The organism is Photobacterium sp. HL06 (assembly GCF_059552575.1).
Window position 1 is genome coordinate 1,866,953 of sequence record NZ_CM183914.1, and the last position, 17,423, is coordinate 1,884,375.

The window sequence follows — 17,423 nt, forward strand, 5'->3', positions numbered from 1 at the left end:
TAAGCAAATACCAGGTCGCTATGAGTGCTATCTATAGACTGCTAGTTGTTAATTATGATGCTTTCTTGCGGTAATTGAACAACCTGCCGGAACGGAAGCCGTGTGCCATCAAGGAACCATGCTTCTACCAATACACTGTTCAATCCAGAGGTTGCGGTAAATTTTCCTTTGAACTGGCCGTCTCTGATTTCCCCAGCAATAATGCGGCTGCTTGTATCGGCGACGACATCTCCATTTCTCGCCTGTGTGTGCCTACCATAAACATTCAGATACATAACCTCATTGGTGTTTAGCGCAATATCAAGCATAACTGGGTAGGAGCTTTTCAGGTTGAACCCATCAGGGATAATTAATTGATCGAAGGTAACGACACTTTTGCTGCTACCTCCGCCAGTACTAACACTTGCGTTGTCGCCATCACAGCCAGAAAGTGTAAATATGATGCTAAGTAATAACAGTATTGTTTTCATCATCCATTCCTTTTACCGTTTATTCGAATAGTTTATTGATGATGGCGTTAGCGCGCTGATGCCAGTTGCTGTTGCTTGCTCCACCTGTACTGGCAAAGTCAGCAAGATTAGGATAGGCCTGAAGTACATCGACTCTCTCAGCCGGGTGACTCCAGTTTGAATCAATGAGTAATCCCCACGGAGTGCCATTTTCACCATGGTAACTGTCACAGTCGGGACCGGGGCAATTGCTTGGGTTGTACACGGAGGTGTCACTTTGTGTTGAGAAGAACGTTTCTGAAGCGAGAGAAGTCAAACTGTCTCCCTTTAAATGGATCTCAAGATCGCGACCTGGAAATTCCATACTAAATGAGCCGCCATGGAAACGTCCATCCGGTGAGAAAAGGAAGGGGTTGAGCGGCATGTCAGGCCCGGTCGATATTGCCGTGTTAAATGGAACACTGGCAACAAAGCTAAACTGGTCGGCCGCATCTTTGCTGCACCCTTGCCACACACGGTAGAACTTACCGGCACTGCCCGAGCATTCAGGAGGAGTAAACTCATCTTTTAAGTCACGTGAGATGAGGATAACCGCAAAATCTTGCCCTTCCTCAATAACAGCCGTACTGTGAAGTGTTTTGTCGTTGACGACAATTTTAGACAGGTTAGCGTTGACCTGGGAACGAGGGATATTGTCTAACTGTACAGCAAACCCGTTAGGGTATGATGCACCATAGGCTTGTAGTTTGCCGTAGATATCATAACGAACAATATTGCCGTCCTGGTTAGAGACAGTATCGACGCGGTAGTACATGACGACATCATTGAAGTCATAATCACCTTTCTCCGGCCAGTTGTCTTCATAGGCAAGCGTTACCCATGTGCCTTCGCCGGGGTAGTAGTTGTGCGTTAATGTTTGTTCCTCGATAGTGATGGCGTAGTCTTCCACTTCGCCGTAGGTTACCCCGCCAAAATATGTCAGTCCGGTTTCTTGGCCAATTCTAAAGCGGGCCCAGGTGTTGCCAACCTGCGCAGTTTCAGGGACGCGTACTTTAAGAGTGTGGGAACCTGGAGTGAGGTACTCGTCAATAATTGCCTGCTCGTTGTCTTCATCAAATGTGCCATCACCATTCCAATCAAACCAGCCGCTTACGTAACTGACAGCCTCGCCACCAACCACGACATTAATTAATACATCGGAGCCCTGCTTGAAGTCGGTTCCAAATGAAACGCCGTCTTCATCGTCTGGAGAGCCGTTATTATCATCAGAGCTTGGCGCGAATACCGCGACACCTTCAGCATCAATTTCAGTACCAAAGAAAAAGTTAGGACCAATAAAATGTCGGGGGCCATTATTTTCCAGGGACGTTTTGTAGCTATCTGGCGCATCACCAAAGTCAGTATTGTTAGCCGTGACAGGAGCACTGGCACAGCGGGCACCATCGTTCTGGCCTGATGATGGCCCATCAGCAAAAAACTCAGCAGTAGCACTGAAGGCGTTTAAATCTCGTAAATCTAACCGGTAGATCGTACCGCCATGATTGTTGCTGATGTACATAAATCCTGACTTATCAAAATACTGCGCACCGAAAGTGGTGGTGCCTGAAACCCCTGTAGCTCCTCTACGAACAAAGCTGGCATTACCTGATGAGTCGAAAGAGAACTGGTATAAGTCATTGTTGGAATTTTCGACTGCAAATAATTCACCCGTTTCCGGATAAAAGGCAAAATCGGTGAGAGTGAGAGTTGCATCGGCTGCAGACATGATACGGGTTGCAACAAGGTTGTTATCGCCTTGACTCAGGTCGATTTTGAACATGCCCGAATTTTTCAAGTAAAGGTAATACGTATTATCGAAGACATCGCCTACAAAGAAGCTTTTACTCGCAGGAAGGCCTTCCTGAACAGTTAAGTCTTCAACACGGTAGGCCTGATTGATGCGGGTGATAGTGCCCGCACTCTTGTTCCAGCCGTAAATATAGCGGTCGGTTTCATTAAACCCTACGGCATTGATAACGCCCGCAGCGCCGGTATCAGTGCCGACCTCTCGGTATTGACCCGTTGCTAGATCAACGGCGTAGACGGTTGATGGATTTCCCTGAAAAAGAAAGGCTTCTGTTGGGCAGTCGTTAAATGGTGAGACAGCAAAAGCTGGAAATGGGGAGAAAAGTAACCCTAAAGCAATAAACGAGCGTTTTTGTTTTTTCATTAGGCAACCTTGTTCTTATGGATAATGCTGTAATGCACTAATCAAAAACAAGGCCATGTTTTTTGTTTATTTATCTAACTTGAATTTATGTGAATGAATTCAGTCGGATAGGTGGTGGTTATGATAAGGCTTCAGTATGTTGGCTTCGTAATACGGATTTGCAAATTGAGAATGAAAGCGAAAAGTGTGATTAGGCACCTCAATAATGTTAGCTATACAAGGTAAGCAGACATTGTGTGCCAGAATAGCCAATTGTTCGCTATTCTGGCCGTTCAAAGTTATGTCTGCTCGAGAGTAGGGAAATGTTAATAATGAGGGAGGTGGCTATTTACCTTGTGCAGAGAGTTTAGCTCGAATGAACTCCGAATGATCAACATAGATTAGTTCAGCGACTTGGCGAATAACGGCTTCCTCTAATGGGTCAAGCTGTTCATCTGCATAGGCAACATGCCACATTGCTTCGATTAGTTGGTAGCGTTGTTCAGGCATTAGAGCCCGTAGCTTGGTGGTGAACTCGTACAATGAAACAGATTGGCTACTGTGTTGCCTCGCCTTATCGAGCAGTGATTTTGCGCTGCTATCATCAATGTCCAGCAGGTTAACAAGCAGGTGGACTTTGGCGGATTCTTCACGGGGATCGACTTCATGATCAGCATTCGCTACTTCACAAAGTAATGAGGCCATGGCGAGATTTATTGCAGGCGTATCGACGGCTCCTCCATCAGTACCTTCATGCATAACCTGGCGAAATAATGTGCGTAATTGTGTGAACATGCAGTGCCTCATTGTAAAACAGCATTATTAAATATATCTGTGGCTAGCTAGTCGAAAAATCAAGGTGAGATTTATAGCTTTCATTAATGTGACAGCCATAGGCTTGAGTTGTTCCTCATAATTATCTGCTGTGTGGGGAAATTCGATCGGTTTCCGGATAAACTGTTGGCAGAGCTATTGCATGCTTGTACGGATGATAACTTATGGATAAGCCGCTGCAGCCAGTATGAAATGTGATAGAATCCTGCCAGTTTTATTGAAATCTCAAACTGAAATATCAGGAATTCCTTTGACTCAGTCGAATACCTCTCAGTCAGACGTTTTGAATAATGACAAAACGTTAAAAGCCGCGATTAAAGATTGCATGATCCGCGATCGTTTTCGTTTGCACAAGCGTGTGCAAGGTGCGGCAAGAATTAAAAACGAACAAGCTAAGCATGCTGTTTTCGATGAAATTGCATTAGACATCGCCAAGTCAATGCAAACCGTTGAGCTGCGCACTACCCAGCGCCCAACGATTACTTACCCGGAACAGCTTCCGGTCAGTCAGAAAAAAGACGATATCGCCGAGGCCATCAAGAATAACCAGGTTGTAATTGTCGCAGGTGAAACCGGCTCGGGTAAAACGACTCAGCTACCTAAGATCTGTATGGAACTGGGGCTGGGTACGAAAGGGATGATTGGCCATACTCAGCCGCGTCGTCTTGCTGCCCGCTCTGTCGCTAACCGAATAGCCGAAGAGCTTCAGTGTGAGCTCGGCTCGTATGTTGGTTATAAAGTCCGATTTAACGACAAAGTATCGGATCGCAGCCAGGTTAAGCTGATGACCGATGGTATTTTGCTGGCGGAAATTCAGAATGACCGTTATTTGAACCAGTACGATACCATTATCATCGATGAAGCCCACGAACGAAGCCTCAATATTGACTTCATTATGGGCTACTTGCGTGAGTTATTACCTAAACGCCCAGATCTGAAAGTGATCATTACCTCGGCGACTATTGATCCTGAGCGTTTTTCTAAGCATTTTAGAAATGCGCCAATTATTGAAGTGTCGGGACGTACCTATCCGGTTGAAGTTCGTTATCGTCCAGTCTCAGAAGAGGGTGATGATAACGATCGTGATCAGCTGCAGGCTATTTTCGATGCCGTTGACGAGCTGTGTGATGAAGGGCTAGGTGACATCCTTATCTTCATGAACGGTGAGCGTGAGATCCGTGATACAGCGGATGCTTTGCAAAAGCGCAATCTGCGTGATACTGAAGTGTTGCCATTGTATGCTCGCCTGTCGGCAGGTGAACAGAACCGGATCTTCCAGTCGCACAGTGGGCGTCGTATTGTATTGTCTACCAATGTAGCAGAAACATCTCTGACCGTGCCGGGGATCAAGTATGTGATCGATCCGGGTACTGCCCGTATCAGCCGCTACAGCTACCGAACCAAAGTACAGCGCCTGCCGATTGAAGCAGTATCACAAGCCAGTGCGAATCAGCGTAAGGGGCGTTGTGGCCGTGTTCAGGAAGGTATCTGTATTCGCCTTTACTCGGAAGAAGACTTCCTTTCACGTCCTGAGTTTACCGATCCAGAGATCCTGCGTACCAACCTAGCGTCGGTTATTCTGCAGATGACGGCGATTGGCCTGGGTGATATCCAAGCCTTCCCATTTGTAGAGGCGCCGGATAACCGCAATATCCAAGATGGTATCCGCCTGCTTGAAGAACTGGGTGCGATAAACCCGAAAGCCAAAGATCCCCGCAAGCGCTTGTCAGCTGTCGGTCGTCAGCTAGCCCGTTTGCCACTTGATCCGCGTTTGGCTCGTATGGTACTTGAAGCGCCAAAGCAGGGTGCACTGCGCGAAGTGATGATCATCGCTTGTGCGTTGTCGATTCAGGATCCGCGTGAGCGTCCGACGGAGAAGAAGCAGGCTTCAGATGAAAAACACCGTCGCTTCTACGACAAAGATTCTGACTTCATGACCTTCGTTAATCTATGGGACTACGTACAGGAGCAGCAAAAAGCGTTGTCCGGTAACCAGTTCCGCAGGCAGTGCAAGAAAGATTACCTGAACTACCTACGTATTCGCGAATGGCAAGATATCTACTACCAGGTCAGCCAGGTTGTCAGAGAACTTGATTTGCGCATCAACGATCAGGAAGCCAGCTATGAAGGTGTTCACATGGCATTGCTTTCTGGCATGCTCTCTCATATTGGTTTGAAAGATCAGGAAAAAAATGAATACCAGGGTGCACGTAACGCCCGGTTCAATATTTTCCCTGGTTCTGGTATTTTCAAGAAGCAGCCCAAATGGGTGATGGTTGCGGAACTGGTTGAAACCTCGAAGCTGTGGGGGCGTATTGCCGCCAAAATTCAGCCTGAGTGGGTTGAGCCACTGGCCGAACATCTGATGAAGCGCAGTTACAGTGAACCTCACTGGGAGAAGAAGCCAGCGGCAGTGTCTGCGTTTGAAAAAGTGACCCTGTATGGCATTCCAGTTGTTGCCAAACGAAAAGTGAATTACGGCACAATTGACGCACAGATCTCTCGTGAGATCTTTATCCGCTCAGCGCTTGTCGAAGGTGACTGGGAAACCAAGCATAAGTTCTATCATCAAAACCGTAAGTTATTGCGTGAGGTGGAAGAGCTTGAGCATAAATCACGTCGCCGTGACATTCTGATCGACGATGATGCACTGTTTGAATTTTATGATCAGCGCATCGAACACACCGTTGTTTCGGGGCGTCATTTTGATAGCTGGTGGAAAAAAGCGTGTCGCGAGAACAAAGATCTCCTGAACTTTGAACGCGAAATGCTATTTAGAGGTGATGCCAGCCATGTGACTGATTTGGATTATCCGAATTTCTGGCACCAGGACAGCCTTAAGCTTAAGCTAAGCTACCAGTTTGAACCGGGCGATGATAGTGACGGTGTAACTGTTCATGTGCCGCTACCCATTCTGAACCAGGTAGAGCCTGATGGCTTCGACTGGCAGATCCCAGGCCTGCGTCACGAGCTGATTGTGGCGTTGATCAAATCATTGCCAAAACCGGTACGCCGTAATTTTGTGCCGGCACCAAACTATGCCGATGCTTTCTTGGCGCGTGCCGAAGCGATGGCGATGCCATTGCTCGACTCGCTGGAAAAAGAGCTGAAGCGTATTTCCGGAGTAACCGTACTTCGTGAAGACTGGAATCTCGATCAAATCCCTGATCATTTGAAAATCACGTATCGTGTGGTTGATCACCGCAACCGCAAGCTGAAAGAAAGCAAAGATCTGTACAGCCTCAAAGACGGCCTCAAAGAAAAGGTACAGGAGACGCTGTCCCAGGTTGCTGACGATGATATAGAGCAGGAAGGTTTGAAAACCTGGAGCTTTGGCAAGCTGCCTGAGCGCTATCAGCAAAAGCGTGGTGGTTTTGAAGTAAAAGCCTATCCGGCGATTGTCGATAATAAAGACTCTGTTGGTATTAAGCTGTTTGAAACAGAAGAAGAGCAGCAGACGGCGATGCAGCAAGGCCAGCGCCGCTTGGTGCTATTGAATGTTCCGTCGCCAATTAAGTATCTGCATGCGAACTTACCCAATAAGTCTAAGCTAGGCCTATATTTCAACCCATATGGCCGGGTGATGGATCTGATTGATGACTGCATTGCCTGCGGCATTGACAAATTGATCGAAGAGAAGGGCGGCCTGGTGTGGGAGCCAGAAGCGTTTGAAGCACTGAAAGAGCATATTCGGGCTGAGTTGGGTGATACGGTCGTTGAGATTGCCAAACAAGTGGAAGCTATCCTGACGACTGCCTTTAGTATTAGTAAGCGCTTGAAAGGCCGCGTTGATTTAACAATGGCTTTCGCTTTATCAGATATTAAAGCGCAAATTGAAGGGTTGATTTTCAAAGGCTTCGCAACCGAGTGTGGCTGGAAACGTCTGCCAGATATTTTGCGTTACATGAAGGCGATTGAACGCCGGATGGAAAAACTGCCCATCGATCCGAATAAAGATCGGGTGCACATCCTGAAGATCGAGTCTGTGGTTTCAGACTACAAAGAACTGCTGAATAAGATCCCGAAAGGCCAACCGGTTCCGCAGAAAGTAAAAGATATCCGCTGGATGATCGAAGAGTTGCGTGTGAGTTACTTTGCTCAGCAGCTAGGTACGCCTTATCCGGTTTCAGATAAGCGGGTGAGAAACGCGATTAACGAATGTTAGTAGCCTGATAACAACCAATAAAAGCGGAGCCGAATAAGGCTCCGCTTTTTTTTTGATATGACCTTAATAGCTAGGGACACACCCTGGCCTTTGTATGGCTTGGTCATATCAAGGCAAAACCCTTGAGCACCGTGTTTTCCTTGGGTTCTGGCTTGGTATCAACTATCTTAAATGAGTACCAGTCTCATTTAATAATTGCATGTTTGGCCCATCAAGGAGTGAGGTCATGAACCTGTTGGATCTGATCGGCAACACCCCATTGATTGATCTGAGCTTTCTATATCCCAAACACCCAGACCTTCAACTGTTTGCCAAAGCGGAGTGGATGAACCCCGGCGGATCGCTAAAAGATCGTCCTGTCAAACAGATGCTGTGTCGGGCTGTTGAACAAGGTCGATTAATACCGGGCAAGATCATATTGGATTCAAGTAGCGGCAATGCAGGTATCTCATATGCGATGATCGGTGCCGCGATGGGATATGACGTTACCATTGTTATTCCGGGTAATGCCAGCCAAGAGCGGAAGCAACGCCTCATTGCCCATGGTGCGACACTGGTCGAAACTGACGCCCTGGAAGGTTACGACGAAGCACTACGCCATGTTCATGCAATGTATGAAGCATCACCGGAGAAGTATTTCTTTTGTGATCAGTACACCAATGAAGAAAATGTGAATGCACATTACTTTGGCACTGCTGCAGAACTTATTAAGCAGGTTCCTTCTCCCATCACCCATTTTGTTGCTGGTGTGGGAACTGGGGGATCGTTGACAGGTATAGCTCGCCGTTTAACCGAACATTATCCTGGCGTTAAAATTATCGCTGTCCGACCCGAGCGTTGGCCGGGGGTTGAAGGCTTGAAACCCTTGGGTGAGCCGGAAGATATCGTGCCAGACATTTTTGAAAGTGAGCATGTCGATCAATGGATTGATGTGTCAGCCGATGAAGCTAAACACGGCTGCATGACATTAGCTCACCATGGCTACTTTGTCGGTCAGTCTTCAGGAGCCTATCTTGCTGCTTGCAATAAAGTGATGTCAACATTGACTGAAGGGACGGTTACCACATTGCTTTGTGATCTTGGTGAACGGTATTTCAGTGCGGGGCTATGGGCGCATGACCATTCACGTTAACAATGAAATAATCACACAAATTGTAGATCAGGCTGAACAAAGCTACCCGCATGAGTGTTGTGGTTTTATTATTGGCTCAATGCTTAACAGCCTAGGCACAGAGCTTCAAACTAAGGCTAGCTACTACCTGCCATGTTTGAATGAAAAGGCAGAAAACCGAGAGCGGCGCTTCCTCATTGATCCTATTGCGTACCAGGATGCGGAAGACAAAGCTGACAGCGAAGGCTTATCGATAATCAGCATTGTGCATTCACACCCTGATCACCCAGATATCCCATCCGAGTTTGACCGCGTTCATGCTTGGCCAGGACTCAGTTATATCATTGTATCGGTTCAAAACTCTCAGGCATCTAGTTACCGCTCATGGTTGTTGACTGATGATCGCCAGCGTTTTGAGCAAGAAATGCTTTGTATAGAAAACAGCGTATAGAGGCTACGGATATGAAGGCATTGTTATGAAAACCTTGATTAAGATCCCATCACCTTTGCGACGGTTTACCCATCAGGCAAGCCAGGTTGAAGTTGAGGCTGAAACCGTCTTTGAAGCGATGACTCACCTCTGTGAACAACACCCAGATCTCAGGGTTCAGTTGTTCGATGAACAGGGCCAGCTTCGAAACTTTGTTAATATTTTTCTCGATCGGGTAGATATCAAGCAACAAAATGGCATGGAATCAGCACTAAGTGATGGCTGTGAACTTCGAATTGTCCCAGCAATTGCTGGAGGGGCTGGCCCATTGCCGTCGCTCTCACCACAAGAGATCAGCCGTTATAGCCGTCATATCATGCTGCCTGAGCTAGGAATGGAAGGGCAGCAAAAGTTAAAAGCCGCAAAAATTCTTATTGTCGGCGCTGGTGGCCTTGGCTCACCACTGTGTTTGTATCTTGTGGCAGCAGGCGTTGGCACTATTGGTTTAATCGATCATGACACCGTAGATGAAACCAACTTGCAGAGGCAAATATTGTTTACTCTCAGCGATGTCGGAAAACCTAAAGTTGTAAGTGCCAAAGAGCGCTTACTTGCTCTGAATACCGACCTGGATATCAGGTGTTACCAAGAGCTCCTATCCTCAGCCAATGCTTTGAACATTATCAAAGACTATGATCTAGTGATTGATGGTACCGATAATTTTCCGACCCGTTATCTGGTCAATGATGCATGTGTCTTGCTCAACAAACCCAATATTTATGGCAGTATTTTTCGTTTTGATGGTCAGGCTACAGTCTTTAACTATCAAGGTGGCCCTTGTTACCGCTGCTTATATCCTGAGCCGCCGCCACCAGGATTGGTTCCGTCTTGTGCTGAAGGGGGAGTGTTGGGGGTGCTGCCAGCACTTGTTGCCAGCATTCAGGCTACGGAAGCCATAAAAATGATCACAGGTGCCGGCACAACCCTTAGTGGAAGATTGTTGACCTATGATGCGTTGGAGCTAAGTTTTGAAGAGCTTAGCATTCAAAAAAATCCACAATGTTGCCTGTGTGGGAGCTCACCAACTATTACTCAATTAATTGATTATCAACAATTTTGTGGTATTTCTAGCGCGCCAACTGAGATGCCATTTCAAGAAATTACCGCGAGAGAGTTACAACAACAGCTCGTGAGTAATGCCCCACCGTTGCTGATAGATGTCCGGGAAGCTTATGAACGTGAAATTTGCACGATTGCAGGAAGCCGCCACATTCCAATGAATTCGATAGCTGAGCATTTCAACGAATTTAACCAGGATCAAGCACTGGTCTTTCATTGCAAGATGGGGGGACGTTCGGCGAAAGTATGCCAGCAGTTTATGGATAATGGCTTTACCCATGTAGTGAACTTGAAAGGCGGGATATTAGCCTGGATTGATGATGTTGACCCTACAATGATGAAGTATTAACGCTGCTATAAGCAAAAGAAAACGGAGCCAATTGGCTCCGTTAGCACTGTTATTATGGTGAGCTTAACGCTCCCAGTAGGCTTCTTCCAGGCAATCTTCTCGCTCTGGAAGTCCGCGGGATAGCCGCGGTGCATGCTGGGTCAGCACTTCATAACTCACACGGTTAGAGTACTGACAAATCTGCGAGAATGATGAATACGTCAAAAACTGACCAGTATGCTTGCCTGAGTTTGGTACATTCTCTTTGTGGTAACGGTTAGCAGACATATCATGCAAAAGCGCAGATAGCGCTGCATCACCGGCGCCATTGGTGTTTTTAATCTCAACCGGCCCGCCGAGGTAGGGGGCAATGTGAGAGTAAACACGAATTGGGTTTTCACAGGCAGATTTAACCATTGGGCGGCTAAACTCATACTGGTTAAAGTCAGCGATACGGCCTGGCAATAGTGGCAGTGTAGATTCACGTTTTAGTGATTCGTCAGTATAACCTGCCATGTATAATCCAACAGGGCCTGCCGTACAAAGAACCATATCGACCCACTCGAGTGCTTTGTCTGCAGCTAGGAGCGGATCTTTTTCACCTGTCAGAGCTTCTGCTTCTTCTTCGTTCATCGCAACACAGGTGACGTGGTCTTTAAGGAACTCGATCCACCAGTCCTGCAACCCTTCGATAACGTATTTAGTACCCAGAGTAAGAACGACTGGTACGTTATGTTTCTTGGCGTGCTCAATAGCCTTGAGCGCAGCTTCTTTCATCGGTGCGCCAGGCTTGCCGCGAACAAGGTAGGAAGACAGAACCAATGCAGAGGCATTTTCAAACGCACACTCTGGCACATTGTCAGGATTAAGCTGATTCATATCACCTTCATTGATCGCAAACGTACGTTCGCCATCTTCAGTGATCAGGGTATAGCAGCGACCGATAGGGCCATCAACAGGTTGCAGGTGGTCAAGATCCATGCGGCTTGATGTATTGCATAGGTAGCGGTAAGCGTAAGAACCGATCTTTAGATCCTTGCTCATCACACCCAGCAGAATCGATTTATCATCAGCCAATACAGAGTAGTTATGCAGTGTATTACCAATGGTATCGCCTGGGTACTCGTGGCTGATCAGGTTGCGTTCTTTTAGTTCTTGGTAAAGCAGTTCTGCCTTATCTTCGTCAAGAACTAAAGAGTGACCTTTACTTAGCGAGTGGCGTTGAAGAAAGTCATCATCAATACGCGCTTCAATATCAACAATGGTTTGACCAACACCAACTAAGTGGGTTCGAGATAGCGGATTTTCTTGCTGGATTTGAGCAACTAATGGATCGCGGGCATTAACTGGGAAGTAATGCTTTGATTTACGCTGACCAGGGAATTTCATGTGTGAAGGCTATCGGTTTTATGGGATTTTGTTTCATTCTATCACAGAAATGCGATTTACATCCCACTTCATTGCAAGATGATGACGAATTTTGTTCTTTTGCTTCTTTTTTGAGCGCCAGTAGGAAGCGGATAATCGTTAATGTGCATAAGTTATTGTTCTTATTTGGATTAATTATAGCCAGAAACAAATACAGCTGCGTTTTATTGCAGCTGTATTTGTTTGTTTTCGGTTGGAATTTCAATTATCCAAGCAGTTTAGGGTCGTGAGCCCTAGAGCCACCAACTGGGCGGTTTACCGAAATTGAACGGCCCTTTTTCATGCCTTTTTCGTAATCATCGGTGAGTGCCTTCATTGCTTCCTGAAGTTGTTTCTTGAATGTTTCCCGGTCGATATTCTCAAACTCTTTGTCAATATAATTGCTCATGCGCTTGTCATGATCATCATCGGTATTGAGCTCGGGTAATTTCTCCAGTGCACCTTCAATCCAACCTGCCAGGAAAGAGCCAACCCGGCGAGTGACTTCAGCTGAACTGGTGCCGGTTCCGGCAAAACTATTACGGAACTGGCCAGTCTGTTGGTTCATTTCACGGTAAACCACATCAAAGGCAAAAGCGGCAAAGATCGCACGTTCGGCAACACCGATAAACTCTGCTTGCTTTAGTCCCTTGTAATTGGTTAAAACACATTCGACACCAAAACGGCGGTTAATCCCTCGGATAATTTTGAGGATCTGCTGGCTTATATCAGTTGGCAGAAGCGTCGAAGACTTTGTTTTACCCATCTGAATGAATTCAATATCGTCTTGCTCAAGGCCGTATTTCAGCATCAGACGGTGTGCCATCTTGATCGCTTGTGCGGCTTCGTTGATGTTCGCAGAGTTACCCAGCTCTAGGCATTTAGCAATTTTCTTCAGCGCCTTTCGCTTCTGTTCAGACATTCAATCACACTCATTCATAAATGGGGCACGTATTTTAACGCTTTATACGAGTCAGTACAATTCTCCGGGCGGCAAAAATCGGTATTCAGGCTAGAATGGAATAAGCTAAGTCTTTATTAAACAGGGAGAATAATCTCGCTAGTAACTATTATAGAGTTTATCAATGGCGCACCTGAATCGCTTAACTTAGCCTGTCTAATATTCCATCTTGTACCCAAGTCATGTATAAAGGCGCTATGAAAATACCTAAACGAATCCAACCTCTGGTTGATGATGGATTGGTGGACGAAGTTCTACGCCAATTGATGAGCGGAAAAGAGGCATCAGTGTACGTTGTGCGCTGCGGTGAAGAGATCCGGTGTGCCAAAGTTTACAAAGAGGCAGACCAGCGCAGCTTTAAACAAGCGGTGCAATATCGCGAAGGCCGAAAAGTGCGCAATAGCCGCCGTGCCCGAGCAATGGAAAAAGGGTCTAAATTTGGCCGTGATGAACAAGAAAAAATTTGGCAAAGTGCCGAGGTTGATGCGCTGTATACCCTAGCTAATGCCGGGGTTCGTGTGCCGCAACCGTATGGTTGTTTTGATGGCGTCCTGCTGATGGAACTGGTGACAGACGATGAAGGCTTGGTTGCTCCGCGCCTTAATGATGTCAATCTAACGGCTGAGCAAGCTTTGAAAGACCATGCACTCATTATCAAATTTGTTACTCGAATGCTTTGCGCTGGTTTGGTTCATGGTGATTTATCTGAGTTCAATGTGCTGGTTGATCAAACGGGTCCCGTCATTATCGATTTGCCTCAAGCGGTAGATGCGGCAGCGAATAATAATGCGAAGTGGATGCTAGAGCGCGATGTGAACAACATGACGACATACTACGGTCAATATGCCCCAAGCCTGTTAGGCACTCAGTATGCAAAAGAGATGTGGGCACTGTATGAAGCCGGTGAACTCACACCTGACGCTGAACTTACCGGTCAATTTGCCGAGAGTACAGAAGCAGCAGACGTTGATGGCTTGATGGAAGAGATCAATGCGGTGATGGAAGCTGAGAAACTTCGCAAGGAACGTTTACTTGAAGCAGAAGCGCTAGGCTGATCATAGCGACACGAATCATGACGATCCCTCCCAAGCATCTTCAATCAATTAAGTCACAGTATCATCCTGTGACCTAATTGCATCGGTTATCAGCTATGCCTGAGTTCGCACCATGAACAGAATTGATTATGGTGCGAAGATTATAGAATTAGTTGAGCTTCAATTCCGTATCTAGGTCAGTTAAGACCATTTTTTGAATATTAAAACCCATAAACATCAGGATAAGGCACCAATTCAGAAAAGGGAGATTGCCTTTGTCTAAGTTGTCTTGAAACTGACCTGGTTTCCAATTGAAAATAGCGGCTAAGTCAGTGACGGATACTTTTGTAAATGTCTCTTCACCAATGATTCGGCGGAGTTGCACAGAGGTTGGCTTAACAAATTTATTGGCGGGTAGAAAAGCGTTAGGTTTGAATGCACGCATGACTTTACGAGCGTCAACAGAGAGAGGTAAGCCATTATTTTGAATATTTGGATGGCCAACTAGGGCGAGAAGAAAACACCAACATGGGTAGGGTATTGTTGATACTTCATCAGGTTCTTTTTTGTATCGAGCAGTCCAATCGCAAAGCTTTCCTTCTGATAAACCGGTTAATTTCACTAACGTTGCCGATTCGTAACCATATTCACGTAACAAGTTTAATACTTCAGCGACCTCTGAAACGAAGGGTTTTGTCCAATTGTTAGCAGTAGTTAAGGTATTTTCTCTAATCATAATTCAAGCTCTTTTATTTTGAGCCGATGATAGCTCATTTTTATGAGTGTCTAAAATTTCTTGTTTAAGCATCAATTTCACAAGTGAAGATGATTGAACTGACGACTAAACCCCTGTATTGACGTCGGATGATACTGGTTAGTTTCAAGATGTCTATTAACGATAGTAAATATGCAAAATGGTAGGTTGAACAATCACCATTTATTATGCCGAATGTGCGTATTGATACTGATTATCTCCTTATGAATGTCAAAACCATTCCCCACATCGACGCTTAATGTGTTGTAATTAGAAGTAATAGTTTTCTATAGCTCGTGAATACTGTGGGCAGTTTTTAATATTTAAGTTATTGAAAAATGAATGATAAAAATAGTGGCCAGTTATCTGGTTATCAATCAATTGATGTTCCTTTTGAGTATCGACATACATGCTGGTTTTGTGGTGAACCTTACTTTGAGTCTTACTCATTTATGGCATCACCAAATTATGATCAGCAACAGTTTCCAACCATGGTGCCTTGTTGCCAGGAGTGTTTCTCCTTCTGCGGGTCGATAAAAGTCAGTGGATTGGATTTACTGCGAGATAAAGTGAAAGAAAAGCTGCATCGCAAGTATGAAAAACACTTACAGATTGGCGCGAACTGGACACAAGAAGAGCTTGTGGAGTCGGAGTTTGAGGGTAAGGCATTGGAAGGCTTCCGAGAAAGTGCCTGGAAAATGTTCGAGATTGCCAGAGAGCGGGTTAATTATGCTGGTTGGCCGTTGACTATTGATGGGTTGCCTGTAGTGGGGATCACTAGCAGCTTCCAGGTTGAATTTAATGGCATTACGTACACCAGTTTGGCACAGGCTGTTGAGCTGCTGGCTAAGGCCTACAATATCCCTCAGCCTTATCTTGAGGATGTGGTGGAATTGGTCGGCCGTAATCGCTTAAGCTATGCAATAAGATTTGCCAAGACAACCTATGGGTATTCTGCGCAAGACAGGGAGGCGAGTATTGCTAGCCTGAAAGCGATGCTGGCAGAAGAGAGTGCGTTGTCTCAGCAAGAGGCGAAGACTGAGAAAGGTATTGATATTGCGCTCGCTGACATCAAAGAGTTGATCCTCTGTCGTACTATGATTTCGCCTTATGCAATCCAGTGGGCTTTAAAGCATGGGGTTTCGACCTTGAGCCATCTTGCTGATCATGAAGAGGCGTTTTTTGAGCATTTTATGAATGACTCAGAGCTAGTGGCTTTTACCTATTTTAATGGTCTACAAGTTTACTTAGAAAAGCGGGAATCTGATTGGGAGTGGGCAATGAATGAAGACCCTAACCGAGCATTGTTCGCTAGGCTAGATTAGTAAATACCGCTCAAAATATTCAGGTTGTTGTAGCGCAGTAGTAAAAACGGGCAGGTCAAGATGATTTGTCTGCCCGTAATAAATACATGGTTTATTTTATGTTTTACTGGTTATGGCGAGCCCATACCATGGTTTTACCATTTTTATCAAAGGCGAGTACTTCAAACGGATCTTTTTGATCGTCGTACTCCATGCCAGGCGAACCCATTGGCATGCCGGGAACAGCAAGACCAATCATTCGTGTCGGTTTTGATTCGATAAAACGTTGGATGTCTTCGGCCGGAACGTGCCCTTCAAATGTATAGCCTTGGATTTCTGCCGTATGGCATGATGCGTATTCAGGGCGAATACCCAAGTCAATTTTCTTCGGTGTCAGATCTTGTTCGTATACCACTTCCATTTCAAAGCCGTTGTCTTCCAAGTGTTTTACCCACTCTTTGCAACAACCGCAGTAAGGGGATTGGTAGTTAGTGCCCTTGATCGTTTCAGCCACGGTGAAAAAGCTTGTTGCCAGTAGAGAAAGCGCCATTATGTGATTAAGTTTCATAGTTAAATCCTGTTTATTAAAAGATAAGTAATTTAATTGCCTTGGATGTTGCTCTTAGGAGGAGCCAGACAAGCTGCATAAAATGCGGCAGGTAAGTGGCTTAGGCAAAAACAGGTGGACGCAAAATCACATCATAAAAGTACTGGCGTTTGCCTACAGGCTCGGTAAACACCTGAGTGGCAGATGGCACAGAAATTGGGGGGATATTAGACAGAATCGCAAACTGTACATTGTTGGCATGACAGTCGTTATCAATACAGCAGCTGGAGCTTGATGTATGGCTATCCATCGCATCAGAACCACACATATTCGAATGTTCTTGTGAAAATAGGGTTGTGTTATCACAGCATTTCATTGTTGCGGTAACACGGCAGTCGGTATCAGCAGGAGATGTTATCCAGTGGATCGTGCCTGCGTTCACAGTTGATGAAATCACTGTGAACAGCATTGCGAGCATGACAAATTTTGAAATTATTTGCTGCAGTCGCATGTACTACCTATAAAATCAACCCGAGAAAACGACTTCTTGATTATATCTGCGTTTATCTCCCAGCAACAAGGCTTGCCGGAAAAAAAATGTCTTCTGGTTAAGAAAACGTCGATATAGCTTAAGGTATTGATGGGTAGAGATTTTGTTATGTCAGTAAGTGTTATGCTGAGGATGGCAGTGACAGTAAGGGATGCAGATAGCTTAACCCTAACTTTGCTCTGACATTTGTCCTTATGATTTAGGCTTTAATCAGGGGATAAATATAAAATGACGCTAAGGTT

Annotated in this window: 14 protein-coding genes; 6 read left to right on the forward strand and 8 right to left on the reverse strand. The window is 45.7% G+C overall.

Annotation, left to right across the window (positions count from 1 at the left end):
• Nucleotides 1-41: 41 nt before the first annotated feature.
• The 3 genes from AC51G0_RS08740 to AC51G0_RS08750 form a co-directional block, all read right to left on the reverse strand.
• Nucleotides 42-473 carry a hypothetical protein gene (locus tag AC51G0_RS08740; protein WP_496301662.1) on the reverse strand — a complete coding sequence of 144 codons (432 nt, stop codon included), beginning with the start codon at nt 471-473 and terminating at the stop codon, nt 42-44.
• Between the two features lie 16 nt (nt 474-489).
• Nucleotides 490-2,658, reverse strand: a complete 2,169-nt coding sequence (locus AC51G0_RS08745) for an LruC domain-containing protein (RefSeq protein ID WP_496301663.1) — start codon at nt 2,656-2,658, stop codon at nt 490-492.
• A 324-nt stretch (nt 2,659-2,982) separates the two neighbouring features.
• Nucleotides 2,983-3,432, reverse strand: a complete 450-nt coding sequence (locus AC51G0_RS08750) for a tellurite resistance TerB family protein (protein WP_496301664.1) — start codon at nt 3,430-3,432, stop codon at nt 2,983-2,985.
• A 364-nt stretch (nt 3,433-3,796) separates the two neighbouring features.
• Between AC51G0_RS08750 and hrpA the strand changes: the two genes are divergently transcribed.
• The 4 genes from hrpA to moeB all read left to right on the forward strand — a co-directional run bounded on the left by hrpA (nt 3,797) and on the right by moeB (nt 10,645).
• Nucleotides 3,797-7,636 carry an ATP-dependent RNA helicase HrpA gene (gene hrpA, locus AC51G0_RS08755; RefSeq protein WP_496301908.1) on the forward strand — a complete coding sequence of 1,280 codons (3,840 nt, stop codon included), beginning with the start codon at nt 3,797-3,799 and terminating at the stop codon, nt 7,634-7,636.
• 226 nt (nt 7,637-7,862) lie between these two features.
• A complete protein-coding gene (locus AC51G0_RS08760) occupies nt 7,863-8,768 on the forward strand; it encodes a PLP-dependent cysteine synthase family protein (RefSeq protein ID WP_496301665.1) in 906 nt (301 codons plus the stop codon).
• Nucleotides 8,752-9,198 (forward strand): M67 family metallopeptidase, encoded by a 447-nt coding sequence (locus AC51G0_RS08765; RefSeq protein WP_496301666.1) that lies wholly within the window; start codon nt 8,752-8,754, stop codon nt 9,196-9,198. Before AC51G0_RS08760 ends, AC51G0_RS08765 begins: the two co-directional genes overlap by 17 nt.
• Nucleotides 9,199-9,223: 25 nt before the next feature.
• Nucleotides 9,224-10,645, forward strand: coding sequence for a molybdopterin-synthase adenylyltransferase MoeB (gene moeB / locus AC51G0_RS08770; protein ID WP_496301667.1), 1,422 nt, complete (start codon nt 9,224-9,226; stop codon nt 10,643-10,645).
• Between the two features lie 63 nt (nt 10,646-10,708).
• Here moeB and AC51G0_RS08775 read toward each other — a convergent pair whose 3' ends face one another.
• A complete protein-coding gene (locus AC51G0_RS08775; RefSeq protein ID WP_496301668.1) occupies nt 10,709-12,013 on the reverse strand; it encodes an inosine/guanosine kinase in 1,305 nt (434 codons plus the stop codon).
• Between the two features lie 244 nt (nt 12,014-12,257).
• The gene (locus AC51G0_RS08780; protein WP_496301669.1) at nt 12,258-12,953 is read right to left on the reverse strand and encodes a DUF2786 domain-containing protein; all 696 of its coding nucleotides are present in this window, start codon (nt 12,951-12,953) and stop codon (nt 12,258-12,260) included.
• A 236-nt stretch (nt 12,954-13,189) separates the two neighbouring features.
• Between AC51G0_RS08780 and AC51G0_RS08785 the strand changes: the two genes are divergently transcribed.
• On the forward strand, nt 13,190-14,047 hold the full coding sequence (locus AC51G0_RS08785; RefSeq protein WP_496301670.1) for a PA4780 family RIO1-like protein kinase: 858 nt from the start codon (nt 13,190-13,192) through the stop codon (nt 14,045-14,047).
• Between the two features lie 148 nt (nt 14,048-14,195).
• On the opposite strand, the gene AC51G0_RS08790 is transcribed toward AC51G0_RS08785, so the two are convergent.
• Entirely contained in the window at nt 14,196-14,762 is a 567-nt protein-coding gene (locus AC51G0_RS08790; protein ID WP_496301671.1) for a hypothetical protein, read from the reverse strand.
• Nucleotides 14,763-15,118: 356 nt separating this feature from the next.
• Here AC51G0_RS08790 and AC51G0_RS08795 point away from each other — a divergent pair, with 356 nt between their 5' ends.
• Nucleotides 15,119-16,105, forward strand: coding sequence for a hypothetical protein (locus tag AC51G0_RS08795; protein WP_496301672.1), 987 nt, complete (start codon nt 15,119-15,121; stop codon nt 16,103-16,105).
• A 103-nt stretch (nt 16,106-16,208) separates the two neighbouring features.
• Here the strand turns inward: AC51G0_RS08795 and AC51G0_RS08800 are convergent, their stop codons facing one another.
• A complete protein-coding gene (locus AC51G0_RS08800; RefSeq protein WP_496301673.1) occupies nt 16,209-16,652 on the reverse strand; it encodes a DUF411 domain-containing protein in 444 nt (147 codons plus the stop codon).
• A gap of 100 nt (nt 16,653-16,752) precedes the next feature.
• The gene (locus AC51G0_RS08805) at nt 16,753-17,142 is read right to left on the reverse strand and encodes a hypothetical protein (protein WP_496301674.1); all 390 of its coding nucleotides are present in this window, start codon (nt 17,140-17,142) and stop codon (nt 16,753-16,755) included.
• Nucleotides 17,143-17,423: the final 281 nt, after the last annotated feature.